The sequence below is a fragment of the Propionibacterium freudenreichii subsp. freudenreichii genome, from assembly GCF_000940845.1.
Lineage (GTDB): Bacteria > Actinomycetota > Actinomycetes > Propionibacteriales > Propionibacteriaceae > Propionibacterium > Propionibacterium freudenreichii.
In genome coordinates, this window is sequence record NZ_CP010341.1 from 992,380 (window position 1) to 1,011,754 (window position 19,375).

Genomic DNA, 19,375 nt, shown 5'->3' on the forward strand with positions numbered 1-19,375 from the left:
CGTGTCGGTGGCCGGGTAGGGGTCGAGGTCTCCCTGAGGATGGAAGTTCTCACACTCGCCATCTGCCGGAAGACCTCGACGTGTCACACCCTACTTTCACTACACCTTGCCTGACCACGTTCTGCGGTCTCGACGAGCTCGGCCTGGAGGCTGTCGGGCAGCGTCTGGACCCGGATCGGGCGGTGATCGAGTGCCGTGTCGTGGAGCCGGACCGGTGGTGCCGCGAGTGTGGATGCGAGGGCGCCCCGCGCGACACGGTGATCCGTCGGCTCGCGCATGAGCCGTTCGGGCATCGGCCCACGACCCTGCTGATCCGGGTCCGGCGCTACAAATGCTGCGGGTGTGGGCGGGTCTGGCGGCAGGACACCACGGCCGCCGCGCCGGTACGGGTGAAGATCTCCCGCGGTGGGTTGGCGTGGGGGCTGGCGGGCTTGGTCCTCGATCATCTCTCGGTCACGCGTGTCGCGGCAGGGCTGGGGGTGTCCTGGTCCGCCGCGAACGACGCGATCCTCGCCGAGGGCCGCCGGCGGCTGATCGATGACCCGGCGCGGTTCGAGGGCGTGACCACGATCGGCGTCGACGAGCACGTGTGGCGACACACCCGCCACGGCGACACGTACGTGACCGTGATCATCGACCTGACCCCGGTGCGCGACAAGACCGGCCCGGCACGGCTGCTGGACATGGTCGCCGGACGCTCGAAAGCCGTGTTCAAGACCTGGCTCGCCGCCAGACCGAAGCCCTGGCGAGAGGGGATCGAGGTCGTCGCCATGGACGGATTCACCGGGTTCAAGACCGCCGCCGCCGAAGAACTGCCCGACGCGGCCCCGGTCATGGATCCGTTCCACGTGATCCGGCTCGCCGGTGACGCGCTGGAGAACTGCCGACGCCGGGTACAGCACGACGTCTTCGGCCGGCGGGGCATGAAGGGCGATCCGCTCTACCAGGCCAGACGGACCCTGCTCACCGGTGCCGGTCTGCTCACCGACAAGCAGCAGGCGCGGCTAGATGCCCTGTTCGCCGAGGACAGGCACGTCGAGGTCGAAGCGACGTGGGGCATCTACCAAGACATGATCACCGCCTACCGGGACAAGGACCGCGGCCTGGGCAGATTCTTCCTCGCGCACACGATCGACAAGATCAGCGCCAGCGTCCCGGAGCAGCTCGTCGAGATCCGCAAACTCGCCCGCACCCTCACACAGCGCGCTTCGGACGTGCTCGGCTACTTCGACCGCCCCGGCACCAGCAACGGCCCCACCGAAGCGATCAACGGCCGACTCGAACACCTCCGCGGCACGGCCCTCGGCTTCCGCAACCTCAGCCACTACATCGCTCGGTCGCTGCTCGAAGCCGGCGGATTCAGACCCGCGCTACACCCTCGTTCGTGAAGAGCCACTTCAGGTGGGAATGTGGCACGGTTCCCGGGCTCGGGGTCCCGGGTGCGGACACGACGATGGCCCGCGACTCCGGGGAGCCACGGGCCATCATCCTCGATCCCGGAACACCGGGATGGTGCCCAATTCAGGCCAGGCGGGCCGCGATCGCATCGCCGATCTCAACGGTGCTGCGCTTGGCAATTCCACGCTCGGAAATATCGGCACTCACGGCGTCATTCACCCGCTGTGCCTCCTTCTCGTATCCCAGGTGCGTGAGCAGGAGCGCCATCGAGCTGATGGCGGCTGTCGGGTCGGCGATGCCCTTGCCGGCGATATCGGGCGCCGAACCATGCACGGGCTCGAACATCGAGGGATAGGTGCGTGCCGTGTTGATATTGGCGCTCGGCGCCAGTCCGATGCCGCCGGTCACTGCAGCGGCCTCATCGGTCAGGATGTCACCGAACAGGTTGTCGGTGACGATCACGTCAAAGCGCTGGGGATCAACGGCCAGGTTGATCGTCGCCGCGTCAACGTGCAGGTAGTCATGCTCCACCGAGGGATATTCGGTGGCGACCTGGTCAACGATGCGACGCCACAGGCCCCCGGCATTCACCAGGACGTTGTGCTTGTGCACGAGGGTGACCTTGTTGCTGCGCTTCGTGGCGAGCTCAAATGCATAGCGCACGACGCGTTCCACGCCGAACGCGGTATTGATGCTGACCTCCGTGGCCACCTCGTTGGGCGTCCCCTGGCGCAGGGTCCCGCCATTGCCCACGTACATGCCCTCCGTGCCCTCGCGCACGACCACGAAGTCCACCGGACCCTGGTCGAGTACAGCCTGGGACAGGGGGGTCACGACACCGGGATAGATCTTCGACGGGCGCAGGTTCACGTCCTGATCGAATTCAAAGCGCAGCTTGAGCAGCAGGCCGCGTTCCAGCAGTCCGGAGGGAATGGTGCTGCTGCCGGGCGCAGCGCCCACGGCACCGAGGATGATCGCGTCACGGGTGGCCAGATCGGCGAGGGTCTCGTCGGAAAGCACCTCACCGGTATCGAGCCAGTGCTGGGCCCCGAGTTCGTACTGGGAGAACTCGAAGGTGTCCTCACCCGCCGCTGCGATAAGGACCTTGACGGCTTGGGCCACCACTTCGGGGCCGATTCCGTCGCCCGGGATGACTGCAATGACTGGCTTGTGCGAAGACTTACTCATGGTTGTCACACTAAGTGTCCCCGCAGGAGGACCATGCGCGGTCTCAGCCCTGACGAAACAGCGAACTACGGCGTTGCAGATGGCTAATCAGCGCAACCTCGACACCCTCCAACCGACAGATGAACGGCCGGTTGTCGGGCCGTGGGCGCGCAGTAGCCTGAAGTCATGGCACTGAAGTTCAACGCACCGTCCGACCCCACGTATCGTACTGAGGCGGACATCGCAAAGATCAACGAGGACCCCGGCTTCGGGGTGCACTTCACCGATCACATGGCTCGCATTGACTGGAGCGAGGATGAGGGCTGGGTTGACCCCCGACTCATTGAGTACGGGCCCATCCCGATGGACCCCGCCGGTGCCGTATTCCATTACGCCCAGGAGGCCTTTGAGGGGCTCAAGGCGTACCACCGCGAGGATGGCTCCATCTGGCTGTTCCGTCCCGAGCGCAACGCGGCGCGCTTCTTCAATTCCAGCAAGCGCCTGGCGTTGCCGCAGCTGCCGGTGGACGACTTCGTGCAGGCCGTTCGTGAGCTCACCCGCCTCGATGCCCGCTGGGTTCCCAAGGAGGGCGAGAAGAGCCTCTACCTGCGTCCCTTCTCGATCGCGACCGAGAGCTTCCTGGGTGTGCGGCCCAGCAAGACGGTTGCCTTCTGCGTGATCGCCTCCCCGGTGGGGGCCTACTTCTCCGGCGGCGTCAAGCCGGTCGACATCTGGGTCGAGTCCCACCTGAGCCGCGTGTCCAACGGTGGCACCGGCGACGCCAAGTGTGGTGGCAACTATGCCGCCAGCCTCGTGCCGGAGGAGACCGCCTTCGCCCATGGCTGCAACCAGGTGATGTTCGTCGACAACGCCGAGCACCGCTGGGTTGAGGAACTGGGTGGCATGAACTTCCTCATGATCACCAAGAACGACGAGCTGGTCACGCCGCCGCTGAACGGGAACATCCTGCCCGGCGTCACCAGGGATTCCCTGCTCACCATCGCCCCGGAGATGGGACTGAAGCCCGTCGAGCGTCCCATCGACATCGCCGAGGTGTACGCCGGCATGGACGATGGCACCATTTCGGAGCTCTTCGCCTGCGGCACGGCCGCAGTGGTCACGCCGATCGGCTCGCTGACCAACGAACAGGGTCGTCACGATATGGCGGTCCCCGCCGATGGTGGGCGAACCATTGCGCTGCGCAACTACCTGTTGGATGTGCAGTACGGACGTCGCGAGGACACCCGCGGCTGGACCCAGCGCGTCGTCTGAGCCGCGCGGTCGGGCAGAGGGGATCACACACATGACCATGAATCCAGTGCGCCCGGAGAAGCTGCACATCTACGACACCACCTTGCGGGACGGGGCCCAGCAGGCCGGCATGCACCTGTCCCTGGATGACAAGTTGGCCATTGCCCTGCAGGCCGACGCCATGGGCGTCGACTTCATTGAGGGCGGCTGGCCGGGCGCCAATCCGATTGACACCGAGTTCTATGCGCGCGCGCCCGAACTGGGCCTGCGCACGGCGAAGCTCGTGGCCTTCGGATCGACGCGCCGCGCCGGTTCACGGGCGAGCGAGGATCCGTTGCTCGAGGCGCTGTGTACGGCCGGTACGGATTATGTGTGCATCGTGGCAAAGGCCCACGACGTCCACGTGACCCAGGCGCTGCGCACCACCCTGGACGAGAACCTGGCGATGGTGGCCGACTCGGTGCGCTTCCTGGTGGGGCACGGCAAGCGGGTGCTCGTCGACGCCGAGCACTATTTCGACGGTTTCCGCACGAACCCCGCCTATGCCCTGGAGGTCGTGCGTACCGCGGCCGAGGCCGGTGCCGAGACCGTGGTGCTGTGCGACACCAATGGCGGCATGCTGCCCCACTGGATGGGTGACATCATCTCGGCGACCTCGTCGATCGGCGTCGAGCTGGGGGTCCATTGCCACAACGACAGTGGATGTGCGCTGGCCAATTCGTTGGCCGCCATGGACGCCGGCGTCACCCACATCCAGGGCACCATCAACGGATATGGCGAGCGGACCGGCAACACCGACCTGACCACGCTCATCGCGGACCTCCAACTGAAATATGAGTGGCCCGTGGTGACCCCCGAGCAACTGGGGAACATGACCAGCGTCAGCCGCACGGTGGCCGAGATCGCCAACCAGCCGGTCTCCGCGCGGCAGCCGTATGTGGGGGAGTCGGCATTCGCCCACAAGGCGGGCCTGCACGCCAGCGCCCTCAAGGTGAACAACGACCTCTACCAGCACATCGATCCCACCGCGGTGGGCAACGACATGCACATGCTCATCTCCGACATGGCCGGCCGCGCGAACATCCAGATCAAGGGCGAACAGCTGGGCATGGACCTCTCGGACCGCGACCTTGCCGGGCAGGTGGCCTCGTTGGTCAAGCAGCGCGAGGCCCACGGCTACGCCTATGAGGCCGCCGACGCCAGCTTTGAGCTGCTCGTGCGCGATACGTGCGGCGAGCTCAATGACCGTCCCTTCTCGATGACCAGTTGGCGGGTGTTCATCGAGCAGCGTGGTTCCTCCGAGGACGACGCCTACACCGAGGCGACGGTGAAGCTCGAGGCCCAGGGTTCACCGCAGATCTTCGTCGGCGAGGGCAACGGCCCGGTGAATGCCCTCGACCAGGCCCTTCGCCGGGCCCTGCGACCCGCCTATCCGCAGGTGCGCGACTACGAGCTCACCGATTACCGGGTGCGAATCCTCGACGAGGACCGCGGCACCGACGCCACCGTCAGGGTGCAGATCGGTACCACCTGGCAGCACGACACCTGGACCACCGTCGGGGTCGGCGCGAACATCATCGAGGCGAGCTGGGAAGCGCTGTCGGACGCCTACCTGTTCGGCTTGTTGAAGGGCTTCGGCGCCGACGAATAGTCCCCGGGGCTGCCCGGAACGCCGAGGCCCCCGGGCGGCCCGACAGGTAGGTTTGGCTCATGCGTATTGCTCGTTATGCCAGCCCGGGAACTGATCCGGCCTATGGCCTCGTGGAACTCGTCGATGACGGGGGAGATCACCCCGATACGGTCGCAACACTCACCGGTGATCCCCTGGCGGGGCCCGTCAACCTCACCGGAGAACGGCACCCCCTGGCCGAGGTGCGACTGCTCGCCCCCGTGATCCCGCGCAGCAAGATCGTGGGCGTGGGACGCAACTATGCCGCCCATGCCGCCGAGCTGGGCAACACCGTCGACGCCAACCCGTTGGTCTTCCTCAAGCCCAATACGAGTGTGATCGGTCCCGACGACCCCATCATCAAGCCGGTGGAGACCGACGACCTGCAGTTCGAGGGCGAATTGGCCGTGGTGATCGGGCGCATCTGTCGGCTGGTGCCCGTCGACCGCGTCGCCGAGGTGATCTTCGGCTACACCGTGGCCAACGATGTCACCGCGCGGGATGTCCAGAAGACCGACAAGCAATGGACCCGCGCGAAGGGCTGGGACAGTTTCTGCCCCCTCGGTCCGTGGATCGTCAGCCACCTGAGCCTGGACGAGGCGGCAGCACTGGACGTCACCACCACACTGGATGGCGAGGTCAAGCAGCACGGATCCACCGCCGACATGGTCCACTCCATCCCGGAGCTGGTCTCCTATATTTCCGGATTCACCACCCTGCTGCCCGGCGACGTGATCCTCACCGGCACGCCGGCGGGCGTTGCCCGCATGGTGCCCGGCCAGCGGGTGAGCATCGAGATCGGCTCGATCGGAGCCCTGTCGAATCCCATCGTCGACGGGGCGCAGACGCTCGGTTACGGCGACGAGGAATCCCCGGCGGGGCAGTGATCACACAGTGAGCCAGAAGAAGCGCAAGCAGGCCCGGACGTCCCCGAAGGCATCGGGTTCGCCCCGTCCCGGGACATCACAGGGAGCACGCCAGGCCCCGCGCAGTGGAAGCGCGAGCGCCTCGCGGGTGGGGAGCGCTGGGCGCGGATCGGGGCGGTTGCAGCCCGACTACCCCTATCAGCCGATGTTCACGATGCCCGCCAGTGAGCCGATGCCGGGCGTCGACTATGCGTTGGTGATGCGCTCGCCCGCGCCCGGGGGAGCGATGAGGGCCATTACGGGCCTGGCGCTCGTGGCGGCGGGGTACCTGCTGATCACCCAGATCCTGCTCTACCTGGGCGCCTGGCTGTCATGGCTGGCACGGGGACAACACGGCAGCATGCAGGACGGCTATGCCGCCGTGGCCGGCTATCAGGTGCCCGAGGGCATCGTGATCGTGAACCTGGCCCTGGCCGCGGCGATCATCGTCGTGCTCGTGATTGCCCGCTGGTGCAATGGCCGTCAACCGGGCTGGTTGGTCTCGGTGCGCCCGGGGATGCGCTGGGGATTCCTGGCATGTGCCGTCGTGGTGGGCCTGGTGGTGCTCAATGGCATCTACCTACTGGCGCCCGCGCGGGCGGCCCTGCACTGGAACCCGCCATCCAATGCCTGGCTGTTGATGGTGCTGGTCGTGGTCACCTCGCCCCTGCAGGCCGCCGGCGAGGAGTTCCTCTTCCGGGGCTACCTGCAACAGGCCCTCGGTGCCCTGACCGGTAGGTCCTGGGTAGCACTGATCGTCTCGGCGCTCGTCTTCGCCGCGATGCATGGTTCGCAGAACCTTCCGCTGTTCATCGACCGCTTCGGCTTCGGACTGATCGCGGGCGGCATGGTGCTGGCCACCGGAGGACTTGAGGCATCGATCGCGGCGCACGCGGCGAACAACGTCAGCAGTTTCGGCTACGCGATCGCCGGTGGCACCCTCGCCCAGACCCGACAGATCTCGGCAAGCAACTGGGCCACCACCGGGAGCAATGTGGTCGGTTATCTCGTCACCGGAGTGGCGATGGTCGCCGTCGCGCGCCTGCTGCGCCTGCGCCGGGTCACCCCGGATACCCCAAGTTGATAGTTCCGAACCGATTCTGTAGAGTTTGTGGGCGTTGTCACCGCGGAAACGCCAAGGGTGACGATGGGGTATGGGGTAATTGGCAGCCCGCCGGATTCTGGTTCCGTCAGTCCAGGTTCGAGTCCTGGTACCCCAGCGCATGTGGGATTCGGAGCAGTTGTGGTCCGGTCCGCATACGCTGGAACGACAAGTGAATAGCTAAGCGTCCGAATCACTTCGGACAAGACTTGGCCCCGTTGTGTAGCGGCCTAGCACGCGGCCCTCTCAAGGCTGAAACGGCGGTTCGAATCCGCTCGGGGCTACAAGTGAGTGAAGGCTCCCACCTGATCAGGTGGGAGCCTTCACTGCGTTGTCGTCGGGGGTGAATGTTGCCGGAGTGGATCGCCTGGCGCCGAAGCCGCTCAGCCCTCCGAGACCGCGGCCCTGCGCAGTACCTCGGAAAGGTGCTCCGCAGCGGCGATCACCGCCGGGGCATGGAGTCGGCCGGGCTGGCGGGTCAGGCGCTCAATCGGTCCGGACACCGACACGGCGGCCAGTACCTTTCCGGCGGGGGCCCGCACGGGCGCCGACACCGACGCCACGCCGGGTTCACGCTCCCCAACCGATTGTGCCCAACCGCGGCGACGCACCGTGTTCAGTGCCACCGCGGAGAAGCTCGCAGAGGCCAGGCCGGCCTGGATGCGGTCGGGATCGTCCCAGGCCAACAGCACCTGCGCGGCGGAACCGGCGTTCATGGTGAGTTGGGCACCCACCGGGATGGTGTCGCGCAGTCCCGACGGGCGCTCGGCGGCCGCCACGCAGATGCGCACATCGCCCTGCCGGCGATAGAGCTGGGCCGACTCCCCGGTGACGTCACGAAGCCGGGCAAGGATCGGTCCGGCGGTGGCCAACAGGCGGTCCTCGCCGGCCGCGGCCGCCAATTCCACCAGTCTGGGTCCCAGCACGAAGCGGCCCTGCAGGTCGCGTCCGACCAGCCGGTGATGCTCCAGTGCGACGGCAAGACGATGCGCCGTCGGACGGGCCAGTCCCGTAGACTGGACCAGGCCAGCCAATGTCGTCGGTCCCTGTTCCAGGGCACCCAGCACGAGCGCCGCCTTGTCGAGGACGCCCACCCCACTCGAATTGTCCATAGAGTGAGATTATCATCTCGTATTCTGGTATGGCAAGGGCATAATGACTGTCATGGCATCAACACTCGTGGAAAAAATCTGGAACGATCATGTGGTTCGCAGCACCGCGGGCGAGCCCGACCTGCTCTACATCGATCTTCAGCTCGCCCACGAGGTGACGAGCCCACAGGCTTTCGAGGGGCTGCGTCTGGCGAACCGCAGGGTGCGTCATCCCGAACTGACGGTGGCCACCGAGGACCACAACATCCCCACTACAAACGTCTTCAAGCCGATCGCCGACCCCGTCTCGCGCACGCAGGTGGAGACCCTGCGGGCCAATTGCGCCGAGTTCGGGGTGCCGATCCACTCCATGGGCGACCGTGAGCAGGGCATCGTGCACGTCATGGGGCCCCAGCTCGGCCTCACCCAGCCGGGGATGACCATCGTCTGCGGGGATTCGCACACCGCCACCCATGGCGCCTTCGGAGCCCTGGCCTTCGGCATCGGCACCAGCGAAGTGGAACACGTACTGGCCACCCAGACCCTGCCCCAGGCCCGGCCCAAGACCATGGCGGTCAACGTCGTGGGCGACCTGCCGGACGGCGTGGGGCCCAAGGACCTCATCCTGGCGCTGATCTCCCAGGTGGGGACCGGCGGCGGTCAGGGGCACGTGGCGGAATACCGCGGCAAGGCCATCGAGGACATGTCGATGGAGGGTCGGATGACCATCTGCAATATGTCCATTGAATGGGGTGCCAAGGCGGGCCTGATCGCTCCCGACCAGACCACCTTCGACTACGTCAAGGGCCGTGAGCATGCGCCCAAGGGCGCTGATTGGGACGCTGCGGTCGAGTACTGGAAGGGCCTGCGCACCGACGACGACGCGACCTTCGACGTCGAGGTGACCCTGGACGTCAGCAAGCTGACCCCGTTCGTCACCTGGGGAACCAATCCCGGCCAGGGCGTTCCGCTGGGCGCCAATGTGCCCGATCCGGCTGCCTTCGATACCGAGGTCGAGCGCGCGGCCGCGACCCGGGCCCTGGAGTACATGGGGCTGAAGGCCGGCACGCCGATGCGTGACATCGCCGTCCAGACGGTCTTCATCGGGTCGTGCACGAACGGTCGCATGGAGGACCTGCGGGCAGCCGCCTCGGTGATGAAGGGACACAAGGTCTCCGATTCGGTGCGCGTATTGGTTGTCCCCGGTTCGGATGCCGTGCGCGAGCAGGCCATGGCCGAGGGACTCGACAAGGTGTTCACCGATGCCGGAGCCGAATGGCGCCATGCCGGGTGCTCGATGTGCCTGGCCATGAACCCGGACAAGCTGGCCCCCGGCGAGCGCGCCGCGTCGACCTCAAACCGGAACTTCGAGGGCCGACAGGGCAAGGGTGGACGTACCCACCTGGTGAGCCCGGTCGTTGCCGCCGCCACCGCCATCGCCGGTCATCTGGCCGCCCCCGCCGACCTGTCATAAAGAGGAAACCATCATGGATAAGTTCACCACCCACAGCGGCGTCACCGTTCCGCTGCGACGCAGCAATGTCGACACCGACCAGATCATCCCGGCCGTCTACCTGAAGCGGGTCACGCGCAGTGGCTTCGAGGACGGGCTGTTCAAGAGCTGGCGCGACGACCCCGATTTCGTGCTCAACCAGGACGCCTACAAGAACGGCACGGTGCTGGTGGTCGGGCCTGATTTCGGCACCGGCAGCTCACGCGAGCACGCGGTGTGGGCGCTTCAGAACTATGGCTTCAAGGCGGTCATCGGCTCACGCTTCGGCGACATCTTCCGGGGTAATGCGGGCAAGGCCGGCCTTCTGCTGGCCACCGTCCCCCCGGAGGTCGTCGAGGAGCTGTGGACCTATGCCGAGGACAATCCCGGTGCCAGGGTGACCGTCGACCTCGAGGCTCGTCGGCTCACTGCCGGCGACAAGTCATATCCCTTCGATGTCGACGACTACACCCGTCACCGCCTGCTCGAGGGCCTGGACGATATCTCGCTCACCCTGCGCCACGAGGATGACATCAAGGCTTATGAGGACAAGCGTCCGAGCTTCAAGCCGGTGACCACCGAGGTCGCCTGACCCGACATCCGGTCACAATTCGTCCGCACGGCCCGGCTGCCACTCCTTGCGGGGGCAGCCGGGCCGTCGGCATGTCAACGGCCGGACCAGCCCCGGTACCCCCCCGCGGTCCGGCGCCGGGGCTGTCAGAATGGTGGCCATGAACAGCGATGTCGCTCCGGATAGGCGCCTGTACCTGGGCAGGTTGGGACGGGCGAACCACGAGCCGGCAAATCGCACGTTCCGCTTCGCGGCCCGCCTGGCAGGGGTCATCCTCAGGCCCATTGCCCGGCTGCACCTTTCGGGTCAGGAGAACCTGCCGACAACCGGTGCCGCGATCATCGTGCCGAACCACCTGTGTGACCTGGACCCCCTCGTGGTGGGCTACTTCCTCGTCTGGGGTGGTCGATGGCCGCACTTCCTGGCGCGGGCCAATCTGTTCACCATGCCGGTGCTCGGCCGCCTGCTGAGGGCCCTGGAACAAATCCCCGTCGAAAGGGGCTCGGTGAGTGCTGCCGGGTCCCTGGCCGAAGCCCAGCACGAGTTGGAGGCGGGCAAGGTCGTGATCGTGTATCCGGAGGGGACCTTCACCTACGATCCCGATGAGTGGCCGATGGCCGGCCACACCGGCGCCGCGCGGTTGGCGCTGCGGACCGGGGCACCCGTGGTCCCCATCGGCCAGTGGGGCGCAAACTTCATCATTCCGCCGCGCCACAAGCGTCGACCGAAGCTCCTGGGGCGAAGCGATGTCACAGTGCATGCCGGCGCCCGGCTCGACCTGGCCGACCTCGTGGCGCGGGGCGAGTCGGATCGACATGCCGTCCATGACGCCACGGTGCGCATCATGGACGCCATCACCCATGAGGTCAGCGCCGTCCGGGACCTGCCGGCGCCACATGGACGTTGGCACCCGGGCCGCAAGAAGCGGGTCGATCCGGCGCAGGCGGTGCTCTAGCGCCAGCGTTTCCGCTCGCCCCGGACCCGTGGGGGATCGCTACTCTTTGCAAGAGCACTTCGGAAGGAAGCCCATGGCCTCGGATACTGCAGACCTGATCAATGTGGCCGTCATCTTCGGCGGCCAGTCGAACGAGCACGAGGTGTCGTGCCTCACGGCCGCCGGCGTCCTCGGCGCCATCGACCAGACCCGCTACCGGGTTCACGGGATCGGCATCGACAAGTCAGGTCTGTGGCACCGCTACTCGGTCGACGAGATTCGTGCCCTGCAGATCGTCGACGGCGTGATGCCCTCAATTGGCGCGGACCATCCGCTCGCGGAACTCTTCCGCGACGCCGGGGGAGTCCACCTGGCGACCCTGGATGAGGATCGGCTCACTGCCCGCGAGCCCATCGACGTCGCTTTTCCCCTCATGCACGGCGCCTACGCCGAGGACGGAACCGTCCAGGGGAAGCTGGAAATGCTCGGCCTGAAGTATGTGGGCTGCGGCGTCACCAGCAGCGCCCTGGGGATGGACAAGGAGTACACCCACACCGTCCTCGAGGCGGCGGGAGTCCCCGCGGCTGCCTGGGTGCGCGTGGGACGCGACGAATGGATGCGTGATCCGGATGCCATCGTGGCCCGGATCGGCAGCCAGCTCGGCTATCCGGTGTTCGTCAAGCCCGCGCGGGGAGGATCCTCGGTGGGCATCAGCCGCGTCACCGGGCCGGACTCGCTGGCCGCCGCCATCGACGCAGCGCGCCTGGTTGATCCGAAGGTGCTCGTGGAACAGGCAGTGGTCGGTGCCCGTGAGGTGGAGTGCGGGATCCTCGGCGGGGATGGCACGGCCCCCCGCGCGTCGCACACCGGCGAGATCGTCATGCATACCGAGGACCGCTTCTACGACTACCGGGCGAAGTACCTGCCCGAGGAACAAGTCGACCTGCGGGTGCCGGCCGGACTCGAGCCCCAGGTGGAACGGCGGGTCCAGGAACTGGCACTGCAGTGCTTCACGGCCCTGGACTGCGAGGGGCTGGCCCGCGTGGACACCTTCGTCCTGCCCGATGGGCAGGTGCTGATCAATGAGATCAACACCATGCCCGGATTCACCAAGTTCTCGATGTATCCGAATATGTGGCGGGCCAGCGGAATCGACTACCCCGAGCTGATCGACCAGCTCATCGCCCTGGCGCTGTCACGCCCGGCCACGGTGCTGCGCTAGGTGTACTTCCCCGGGAGGTTGTGAACGGGTGAGGTAGCGAAGACCTCCGGGCAGGATGTGGGTTACCACACTCACTCTCCTGACCACGGAGGTCTTCGTGACTCACGCTAACGCACCCTTGACACCGGAAGGGCGTCGTCGTCTTGCTGTTCTCGTCGTGGAACAGGGCTGGTCGTTGCGGCGGGCGGCGGAACGGTTCCAGTGCTCGCCCGCGACGGTGAAGCGGTGGGCCGACAGGTACCGGGCAGGGCTGCCGTTGATCGACCGTAGTTCGAGGCCCACCTCGTCACCGAACCGGCTTCCGCGTAAGACGGAGCATCGGATCGTCGCGTTGCGGTTCACTCGCCGGTGGGGTCCGCACCGGATCGCGTATCACCTGCGGTTGCACCGTTCCACGGTCGGTCGGGTGCTCGCCCGATACAAGATGCCGAAGCTGATCAACATCGACCAGGCCACCGGGCTGCCGGTTCGCCGCCCGAAGCCGAAACGGTACGAGGTCGCCGCGCCGGGCGAGCTCGTGCACGTAGATATCAAGAAACAAGGCCGGATCCCCGACGGCGGCGGGTGGCGTGCCCACGGTCGCGGATCCATGCAGGACCGTCACGCGGGAGTGGCCCGCGACAAGGCAGCCCGTGCCGGGGCAGCCGGCTCTCGCGGCTACCGGTATCTGCACCACGCCGTGGACGACCACTCCCGGATCGCGTACTCAGAGATCCTTGACGACGAGCGCAAAGAGACCGCAGCGGGGTTCTGGACCCGCGCGAACGCGTTCTTCGCAGGCCTGGGCGTCACAGTCACCGCGGTGATGACCGACAACGGTTCCTGCTACCGGTCAGGCGCCTTCGCTGACGCGCTCGGCGACGAGGTGAAGCACAAGTGGACCCGGCCATACCGGCCGCAGACCAACGGCAAGGTCGAGCGGTTCAACCGAACCCTCGCCGTCGAGTGGGCCTACGCGAAGCCCTACGCCAGCGAAGCCGAGCGCGCCGCAGCCTACGAGACCTGGCTCCATCACTACAATCACCACAGACCCCACACCGGGATCGGCGGCCAGACTCCCTCAGCCCGCGTTCACAACGTCACGGGGAAGTACAGCTAGGGGCAGTCACCGCGGCGGGCGCCACAGCGGGGATTGCTCAGGAGCGTGCGGTTGCCGGCTGCGGGTGCGCCACCGGCCCGGCGACCTCGCGAGGGCCACGATTCTGCGCAACGACCTGCTGGAATGCCGGAAGCTGGGTGTACAGCTCATCGGTCAGCGGATTGCGTCGACGCCTGATGATGGTGCGCAGCTGGTAGGCCGCCACGGCGACATTCGCCAGCAGCGCCACCGCCGACACGGTGAACAACGCCACCGGGCTTCCCGAGGCGTCCACCGAGAACCGGGAATCGGTCACGAAGGCCGGCACGGCCATGGTGAACATCATCCACAGGGCAAGGGTTCCGGCCCGGTGCTGCAGCCATGCGCCCTTCTTGATGAAGAAGGCGGGAATCGTGCATGAAATGAGCAGCGCCGCACCCGCATAGAAGGAATGGTCACCCACGCAGTTGTAGACATAGGCAAAGTTCCACAGGTCGTAGGCGATGATCCAGAACCACAACATGTCGGGCCAGATCATGTCCTTCGACTTGTCGCGGGAGATGAAGATGCCGAACCAACCGCAGATGGTGAGCAGGTTGAGCAGCCCGGCGACGCCGTTCATCCAGTTCCACGGCCCCGACAGCATGTAGACACCATCGACCATCCCGTTGGCATGCATACCGCCCACCTGGAAGTCACGGATGCAGGCCTCGAGGATGTTGATCGCGAGGATGAGGGGCGGGAAGCACAGCGCCCACTTCCGCGCCGCGAGCCGGGGGTGGTAGCGCAGTGCCATGAACCCCAGTACGCCGGCCAATGCCGAATAGACCTTCACCCAGTGGAACCAGGTACCCGTTGAGGATCCGGCGCCGGCCGAGGTGGGCCACACGAAGATCGTCAGGATGATGGGAAGCGCCACGAAAATGGCGAGTCCCGCCCAGCGGAACCATCGGGTGAGTTCATTGAGCCCGATGAGGGCTCCCAGCACGACGAACCATGCCACCCATGAGTACCAGGGGATGGAAGCGAATAGGAACACGTCTCTGTCCTCCATCGTCACGAGGCCCCTCCCCAACGAGCGGCCCCTGTAGGCGGCACGTTACGGTGGGCGTGCGCGCCGCGCGATGGACAGATTTACGAAAGTGTCCAGTGGAGGACCGACCATGGTGGACCCACCCCGCACCGATGCCTTCCGGCCGGGCCCGAGCGGGCCGATTGAACCCCCGGAGGATCCCCCGGCCCCCGAGTCGCCGGCCCGACGCCCGGCGCGCGACGCGCTGGGAGAAGCCCTCAAGCAGACCCTGGCAACCACCCCGCTCGACAAGGTGACCGTTGCGGGGCTCAGCCGCAGTGCGGGCATCACCCGTCAGGCCTTCTACTACCACTTCCTCGATGTGAGTGACCTGGCAGTGTGGGTATTCACCAACGAGGTGGCCAGCCACATCATGAAATATCGGTCGCGTGCGGAGTGGGCGGACGGATTCCTCAAGCTGTTGCTCTACATGCAGGAACACCGCGAACAGAGCTATTCAGTGATTCGCGCCCTCTCGTCGGTTTCCCTCGAGCAGTTCTTCTTCCGGCACCTGCGGAAGATGATGACGGCGATCGTCCACGAGGTGGAGCAAACCCTCCCCTTCCACGCGGGCCAGCCCCTCGCCCGCCGCGATCGGGACTTCGTGATCGACCACTACACGCTCAGCGTCGTGGGGCACCTGCTGCACTGGCTGGCCACCGACATGCAACAACCGCCGGGGGAGTTGGTACGGAACCTGCGCGACATCCTCGACGGCAGCGTTCGCGCCTCACTGGAGCGCTTTGGCCACCACGATGCCGACGGACCCACGACCGGTGACCCGGACCGGTGCGTTGAGGGGACGGTCGGCCCCCGGGCAGGCTAGCGTTTAGCCCATGGCGTCCGAGACAACAGGGCAGAACCCGCAGACCGCGTCCGAGGTCGGCGAATTCGGGATCATCGCGACGATCATCAAGGGCCTTGGTCGTCCGCCCGCGGTCTCGGTGGGCCCCGGCGATGATGCCGCGGTGTTCCTGGTGAATGGCTCGGCCGTCACCAGCACGGACATGCTCGTCGAAGGCGTGGAATTTCGTCGTGACTGGTCCAGTGCGGCAGAAGTCGGTCGCAAGTCGGTGGCGGTGAACGTGGCGGACCTGGAGGCCATGGGTGCCAAGCCGGTGGCCATGGTGATCGGGTTCGGGATCCCCGCGGACCTGCCCGCCGAGTGGGTTCGTGAATTCGCCAAGGGGGTTCGGGCCGAGGCCGACCTGGCGGGTATCGCCCTGGTCGGTGGCGACATCACCGAGGCTGACAAGGTCACCATCGGGGTGACGGTGATCGGCGAGACCGCAGGGCTGGACCCGGTGTTGCGCAATGGCGCCGAACCCGGGGAGATCGTGGCGGTGTGTGGCCGACTTGGTTGGGCGGCTGCCGGACTGGCCGCTCTCGAACGTGGCTTCCGCAGTCCCCGCGCCGCCGTCGACGCCCAGCGTGTCCCGTCAGTGCCCTATGGGGCGGGACGGATGGCGGCACGGGCGGGCGCAACGGCGATGCTGGACGTCTCCGACGGCCTGTTGGCCGACCTGAACCACATCGCCCAGGCCTCGGGAGTCTGGATCGACCTCGATTCCGGGGCGTTCGAGATCCCGGAACCCGTTGCGGTGGTTGCCGCAGCGGTGAACAAGGATCCGCTTGACTTCGTGTTGACCGGCGGGGAGGACCATGCCCTGGCGGCGTGTTTCCCCCCCGGTGAACTACCCGAGGGCTTCACCGCGGTCGGAGTGGTGCATGCGCCCGGGCAGGACGGGCCCGGTGTCACTGTCGACGGTCGTCCCCATGAGGGCCATGGCGGGTGGGAACACTTCCAGCACGGTCAGTGACAGGCGGGGGTGTGCCGCCCGGCGGCGTGCCCCAGGGGCGCCGGAGCCGGCCTCCGAGTAGTCTGCGGAATATGGCGACCCGCGCGTCTTCCCCGTCGCGGCCTCGCAGCAAGAGCGGCTCGAAGAACTCACGCCGCCCTGCGAGTGCGCGAAGCGGTGGGAGCAAGAAGAACAATCACAGTCGGGGTTCGGCGTCACGCCGTCCCCGGCCGACCGCGCCACGCCCAAATCCGGTGCTCCGTGCCGTGGTGTTCGCGTGGCAGGGCATCGCCCATGGACTCGGGGCCGCCGTGCGCCGTATCGGCGGATCGGCCCGTGAGATCGACCCAGCGGTGCGTCGCGATGGCATGGGGCTGTTCCTGGTGGCCCTTGCGGTTGTCGTGGCGGCCGAGTTCTGGGTCGGCCTGCCCGGAGTGGTCGGGAAGATCCTGCAGGCGTGCGTCGCGACGATCTTCGGTATGGCGAGCTATTTGCTGCCGGTGCTGTTGTTCGTGCTGGCCTGGCGGACCCTGCGCAATCCCGATTCGAACGGCCCCGTCGGGCGCCAGGCGCTCGGCTGGACCGTGCTGGCATTCGGCCTGCTCGGGCTGATCAATGTCACCGAATGGCCCCTGCCCAGTCCGGCCGATCCGGCGCGCATGCGGGCCATGGGCGGGATCATCGGCTACATCTCCAGCTCGATGCTCACCCAGCTGGTGCCGCGCTGGCTCAGCGCCGTGCTGCTGGTCATCGTCGCCGTATTGGGCACCATCCTCATCACGGGTCGTCCCGTCCACGAGATGTGGGCCCAGATCCGGCAGCTGGCCAGCGGGGCATCGTCCTGGGCGGCCGACAACCGTGCCAAGAAGGCCGAACGCAAGCTGAAGTTCGGCGTCGACGAGGCCTACGACACCCCGGTGGAGGACGAGGACCAACATCCCGCATCCACCGAGCCACATGCGGACCCCGTGGCGCCACGTCCCGACCCGGCGCACCCGGCCGCGGCGGTGGTGGCCCCCGACGACCTGGAGCCCCCCGAGCACCTTCCGGCGACGAGCAGGGTGGAACAACTGCAGCTTTCCGGGGACGTGCAGTATTCGTTGCCCGAGCTCAGCCTGCTGAAACCCGGATCGGCTCCCAAGGTGCACACCGATGCGGCCGATCACACCGTGAACTCCCTGCAGGACGTGTTCACCGAGTTCAACATCGATGCCCAGGTGACCCGCTACACGCGCGGACCCACCGTGACGCAGTACGAGGTGGAACTCGGTTCCGGCGTCAAGGTCGAAAAGGTCACCGCCCTGCAACGCAACATCGCCTATGCGGTGGCGTCGCCCGATGTGCGCATCCTGTCGCCGATCCCCGGTAAGTCGGCGATCGGTATCGAGATCCCCAACAAGGAGAAGGAAGTCGTCTCCCTGGGCGATGTCTTGCGCAGCCCGCGGGCGCGCAGCAACACCAAGCCGCTGGTGGTCGGACTCGGCAAGGACGTCGAAGGTCGGGTGGTGCTTGCCAACATCGCCAAGATGCCGCACCTGTTGGTTGCCGGTGCCACCGGATCGGGCAAGTCGAGCTTCGTGAATTCGATGATCACCTCGATCATGCTGAGGGCAACTCCCGACGAGGTGCGGATGATCCTGGTGGATCCCAAGCGCGTCGAACTCAACCAGTATGAGGGCATCCCGCATCTGGTGACGCCCATCATCACGAGCCCGAAGAAGGCGGCCCAGGCGTTGGAATGGGTGGTCCAGGAGATGGACCGCCGCTACGACGACCTGGCGGCCTTCGGGTTCCGCCACATTGATGACTTCAACAAGGCGGTGCGGGCCGGCCAGGTGCAACTACCGCCCGGCTCCGAACGTGAGCTGACGCCGTATCCGTACCTGGTCGTCGTGGTCGACGAGTTGAGCGATCTCATGATGGTTGCCCCACGCGACGTCGAGGATTCCATCGTGCGCATCACGCAGCTGGCCCGGGCCGCCGGCATCCACCTTGTGCTGGCAACCCAGCGCCCCTCCGTTGATGTGGTCACCGGACTCATCAAGGCGAACATCCCGTCGCGCCTGGCCTTTGCCACCAGTTCGGCCACGGACTCCCGGGTGATCCTCGACCAGGCCGGCGCTGAGCGCCTGCTCGGTCAGGGCGATGGGCTGTTCCTGCCCATGGGGGCGGCCAACCCGAAGCGTGTCCAGGGCAGCTGGGTCACCGAGGCCGAGATCCGCGAGGTCGTCGACCATGTGAAGGAACAGCTCAAGCCCCAGTACCGCGACGACGTCACGGCCGTGGCCAGCGCCGAGAAGAAGGTGGCCGAGGACATCGGCGACGATCTCGACCTGGTGCTGGAGGCGGCCACGAATGTGGTCAACCTGCAGCTGGGTTCCACCTCGATGCTCCAGCGCAAGCTGCGGATCGGCTTTGCGAAGGCGGGCCGCATCATGGACATCCTGGAGACCAGGGGCGTCGTGGGACCGAGCGAGGGCAGCAAGCCCCGCGACGTCTATGTCAAGCCCGATGACCTCGACACGGTGCTCGCCCAGCTGTCGGGCGAACCACAACCGGAATCGGCCACCCAGTAGTCGGCATTGACCCGACCGGCAGGCGCATCTGTGGTGCGGACTGGGGTT

General features: G+C 66.6%; 16 protein-coding genes and 2 tRNA genes. 15 read left to right on the forward strand and 3 right to left on the reverse strand.

The window, feature by feature from the left end; genetic code table 11:
• Nucleotides 1-80: 80 nt before the first annotated feature.
• Complete coding sequence (locus RM25_RS04210) at nucleotides 81-1,388, forward strand: ISL3-like element ISPfr1 family transposase (RefSeq protein ID WP_044636093.1); 1,308 nt, start codon at nucleotides 81-83, stop codon at nucleotides 1,386-1,388.
• 133 nt (nucleotides 1,389-1,521) lie between these two features.
• On the opposite strand, the gene RM25_RS04215 is transcribed toward RM25_RS04210, so the two are convergent.
• Nucleotides 1,522-2,586: a 3-isopropylmalate dehydrogenase gene (locus RM25_RS04215; protein WP_036941266.1), complete on the reverse strand. Its 1,065-nt coding sequence runs from the start codon at nucleotides 2,584-2,586 to the stop codon at nucleotides 1,522-1,524.
• 165 nt (nucleotides 2,587-2,751) lie between these two features.
• Between RM25_RS04215 and RM25_RS04220 the strand changes: the two genes are divergently transcribed.
• The 6 genes from RM25_RS04220 to RM25_RS04245 all read left to right on the forward strand — a co-directional run bounded on the left by RM25_RS04220 (nucleotide 2,752) and on the right by RM25_RS04245 (nucleotide 7,776).
• A complete protein-coding gene (locus tag RM25_RS04220; RefSeq protein WP_013161219.1) occupies nucleotides 2,752-3,837 on the forward strand; it encodes a branched-chain amino acid aminotransferase in 1,086 nt (361 codons plus the stop codon).
• Nucleotides 3,838-3,868: 31 nt separating this feature from the next.
• Entirely contained in the window at nucleotides 3,869-5,467 is a 1,599-nt protein-coding gene (cimA, locus tag RM25_RS04225; protein ID WP_013161218.1) for a citramalate synthase, read from the forward strand.
• 59 nt (nucleotides 5,468-5,526) lie between these two features.
• Nucleotides 5,527-6,372 (forward strand): fumarylacetoacetate hydrolase family protein, encoded by an 846-nt coding sequence (locus RM25_RS04230; protein WP_013161217.1) that lies wholly within the window; start codon nucleotides 5,527-5,529, stop codon nucleotides 6,370-6,372.
• A 7-nt stretch (nucleotides 6,373-6,379) separates the two neighbouring features.
• The gene (locus RM25_RS04235; protein ID WP_013161216.1) at nucleotides 6,380-7,474 is read left to right on the forward strand and encodes a CPBP family intramembrane glutamic endopeptidase; all 1,095 of its coding nucleotides are present in this window, start codon (nucleotides 6,380-6,382) and stop codon (nucleotides 7,472-7,474) included.
• A gap of 64 nt (nucleotides 7,475-7,538) precedes the next feature.
• Nucleotides 7,539-7,610 (forward strand) — tRNA-Gln (locus tag RM25_RS04240).
• 93 nt (nucleotides 7,611-7,703) lie between these two features.
• A tRNA-Glu gene (locus tag RM25_RS04245) sits at nucleotides 7,704-7,776 on the forward strand.
• Between the two features lie 99 nt (nucleotides 7,777-7,875).
• Here the strand turns inward: RM25_RS04245 and RM25_RS04250 are convergent.
• Nucleotides 7,876-8,604 carry an IclR family transcriptional regulator gene (locus RM25_RS04250; RefSeq protein ID WP_044636094.1) on the reverse strand — a complete coding sequence of 243 codons (729 nt, stop codon included), beginning with the start codon at nucleotides 8,602-8,604 and terminating at the stop codon, nucleotides 7,876-7,878.
• Between the two features lie 52 nt (nucleotides 8,605-8,656).
• On the opposite strand from RM25_RS04250, the gene leuC reads away from it, so the two are divergent.
• The 5 genes from leuC to RM25_RS04275 all read left to right on the forward strand — a co-directional run bounded on the left by leuC (nucleotide 8,657) and on the right by RM25_RS04275 (nucleotide 13,901).
• Nucleotides 8,657-10,057, forward strand: a complete 1,401-nt coding sequence (gene leuC, locus RM25_RS04255; protein ID WP_013161214.1) for a 3-isopropylmalate dehydratase large subunit — start codon at nucleotides 8,657-8,659, stop codon at nucleotides 10,055-10,057.
• Nucleotides 10,058-10,070: 13 nt separating this feature from the next.
• A complete protein-coding gene (gene leuD / locus RM25_RS04260; RefSeq protein ID WP_013161213.1) occupies nucleotides 10,071-10,667 on the forward strand; it encodes a 3-isopropylmalate dehydratase small subunit in 597 nt (198 codons plus the stop codon).
• A 139-nt stretch (nucleotides 10,668-10,806) separates the two neighbouring features.
• Nucleotides 10,807-11,601 (forward strand): lysophospholipid acyltransferase family protein, encoded by a 795-nt coding sequence (locus tag RM25_RS04265; protein ID WP_013161212.1) that lies wholly within the window; start codon nucleotides 10,807-10,809, stop codon nucleotides 11,599-11,601.
• Nucleotides 11,602-11,674: 73 nt separating this feature from the next.
• Entirely contained in the window at nucleotides 11,675-12,802 is a 1,128-nt protein-coding gene (locus RM25_RS04270) for a D-alanine--D-alanine ligase family protein (protein ID WP_044636095.1), read from the forward strand.
• Nucleotides 12,803-12,899: 97 nt separating this feature from the next.
• Nucleotides 12,900-13,901 carry an IS481-like element ISPfr17 family transposase gene (locus RM25_RS04275; RefSeq protein WP_044636688.1) on the forward strand — a complete coding sequence of 334 codons (1,002 nt, stop codon included), beginning with the start codon at nucleotides 12,900-12,902 and terminating at the stop codon, nucleotides 13,899-13,901.
• A 37-nt stretch (nucleotides 13,902-13,938) separates the two neighbouring features.
• Here RM25_RS04275 and RM25_RS04280 read toward each other — a convergent pair whose 3' ends face one another.
• The gene (locus RM25_RS04280) at nucleotides 13,939-14,919 is read right to left on the reverse strand and encodes a DUF5692 family protein (RefSeq protein WP_044636096.1); all 981 of its coding nucleotides are present in this window, start codon (nucleotides 14,917-14,919) and stop codon (nucleotides 13,939-13,941) included.
• Nucleotides 14,920-15,043: 124 nt separating this feature from the next.
• Between RM25_RS04280 and RM25_RS04285 the strand changes: the two genes are divergently transcribed.
• From RM25_RS04285 to RM25_RS04295, 3 genes are all read left to right on the forward strand, one after another.
• Nucleotides 15,044-15,778: a TetR-like C-terminal domain-containing protein gene (locus RM25_RS04285; RefSeq protein WP_013161209.1), complete on the forward strand. Its 735-nt coding sequence runs from the start codon at nucleotides 15,044-15,046 to the stop codon at nucleotides 15,776-15,778.
• 10 nt (nucleotides 15,779-15,788) lie between these two features.
• Entirely contained in the window at nucleotides 15,789-16,772 is a 984-nt protein-coding gene (locus RM25_RS04290) for a thiamine-phosphate kinase (RefSeq protein ID WP_013161208.1), read from the forward strand.
• Between the two features lie 71 nt (nucleotides 16,773-16,843).
• Entirely contained in the window at nucleotides 16,844-19,327 is a 2,484-nt protein-coding gene (locus RM25_RS04295) for an FtsK/SpoIIIE family DNA translocase (RefSeq protein WP_173425125.1), read from the forward strand.
• Nucleotides 19,328-19,375 lie beyond the last annotated feature (48 nt).

Coding starts and splice junctions, on each gene's coding strand:
- RM25_RS04290 (WP_013161208.1), top strand. CDS start 15,789: ATGGCGTCCGAGACAACAGGGCAGAACCCGCAGACCGCGTCCGAGGTC.
- RM25_RS04220 (WP_013161219.1), top strand. CDS start 2,752: ATGGCACTGAAGTTCAACGCACCGTCCGACCCCACGTATCGTACTGAG.
- RM25_RS04285 (WP_013161209.1), top strand. CDS start 15,044: ATGGTGGACCCACCCCGCACCGATGCCTTCCGGCCGGGCCCGAGCGGG.
- RM25_RS04270 (WP_044636095.1), top strand. CDS start 11,675: ATGGCCTCGGATACTGCAGACCTGATCAATGTGGCCGTCATCTTCGGC.
- RM25_RS04215 (WP_036941266.1), bottom strand. CDS start 2,586: ATGAGTAAGTCTTCGCACAAGCCAGTCATTGCAGTCATCCCGGGCGAC.
- RM25_RS04250 (WP_044636094.1), bottom strand. CDS start 8,604: ATGGACAATTCGAGTGGGGTGGGCGTCCTCGACAAGGCGGCGCTCGTG.
- RM25_RS04230 (WP_013161217.1), top strand. CDS start 5,527: ATGCGTATTGCTCGTTATGCCAGCCCGGGAACTGATCCGGCCTATGGC.
- RM25_RS04265 (WP_013161212.1), top strand. CDS start 10,807: ATGAACAGCGATGTCGCTCCGGATAGGCGCCTGTACCTGGGCAGGTTG.
- cimA (WP_013161218.1), top strand. CDS start 3,869: ATGACCATGAATCCAGTGCGCCCGGAGAAGCTGCACATCTACGACACC.
- leuC (WP_013161214.1), top strand. CDS start 8,657: ATGGCATCAACACTCGTGGAAAAAATCTGGAACGATCATGTGGTTCGC.
- leuD (WP_013161213.1), top strand. CDS start 10,071: ATGGATAAGTTCACCACCCACAGCGGCGTCACCGTTCCGCTGCGACGC.
- RM25_RS04295 (WP_173425125.1), top strand. CDS start 16,844: ATGGCGACCCGCGCGTCTTCCCCGTCGCGGCCTCGCAGCAAGAGCGGC.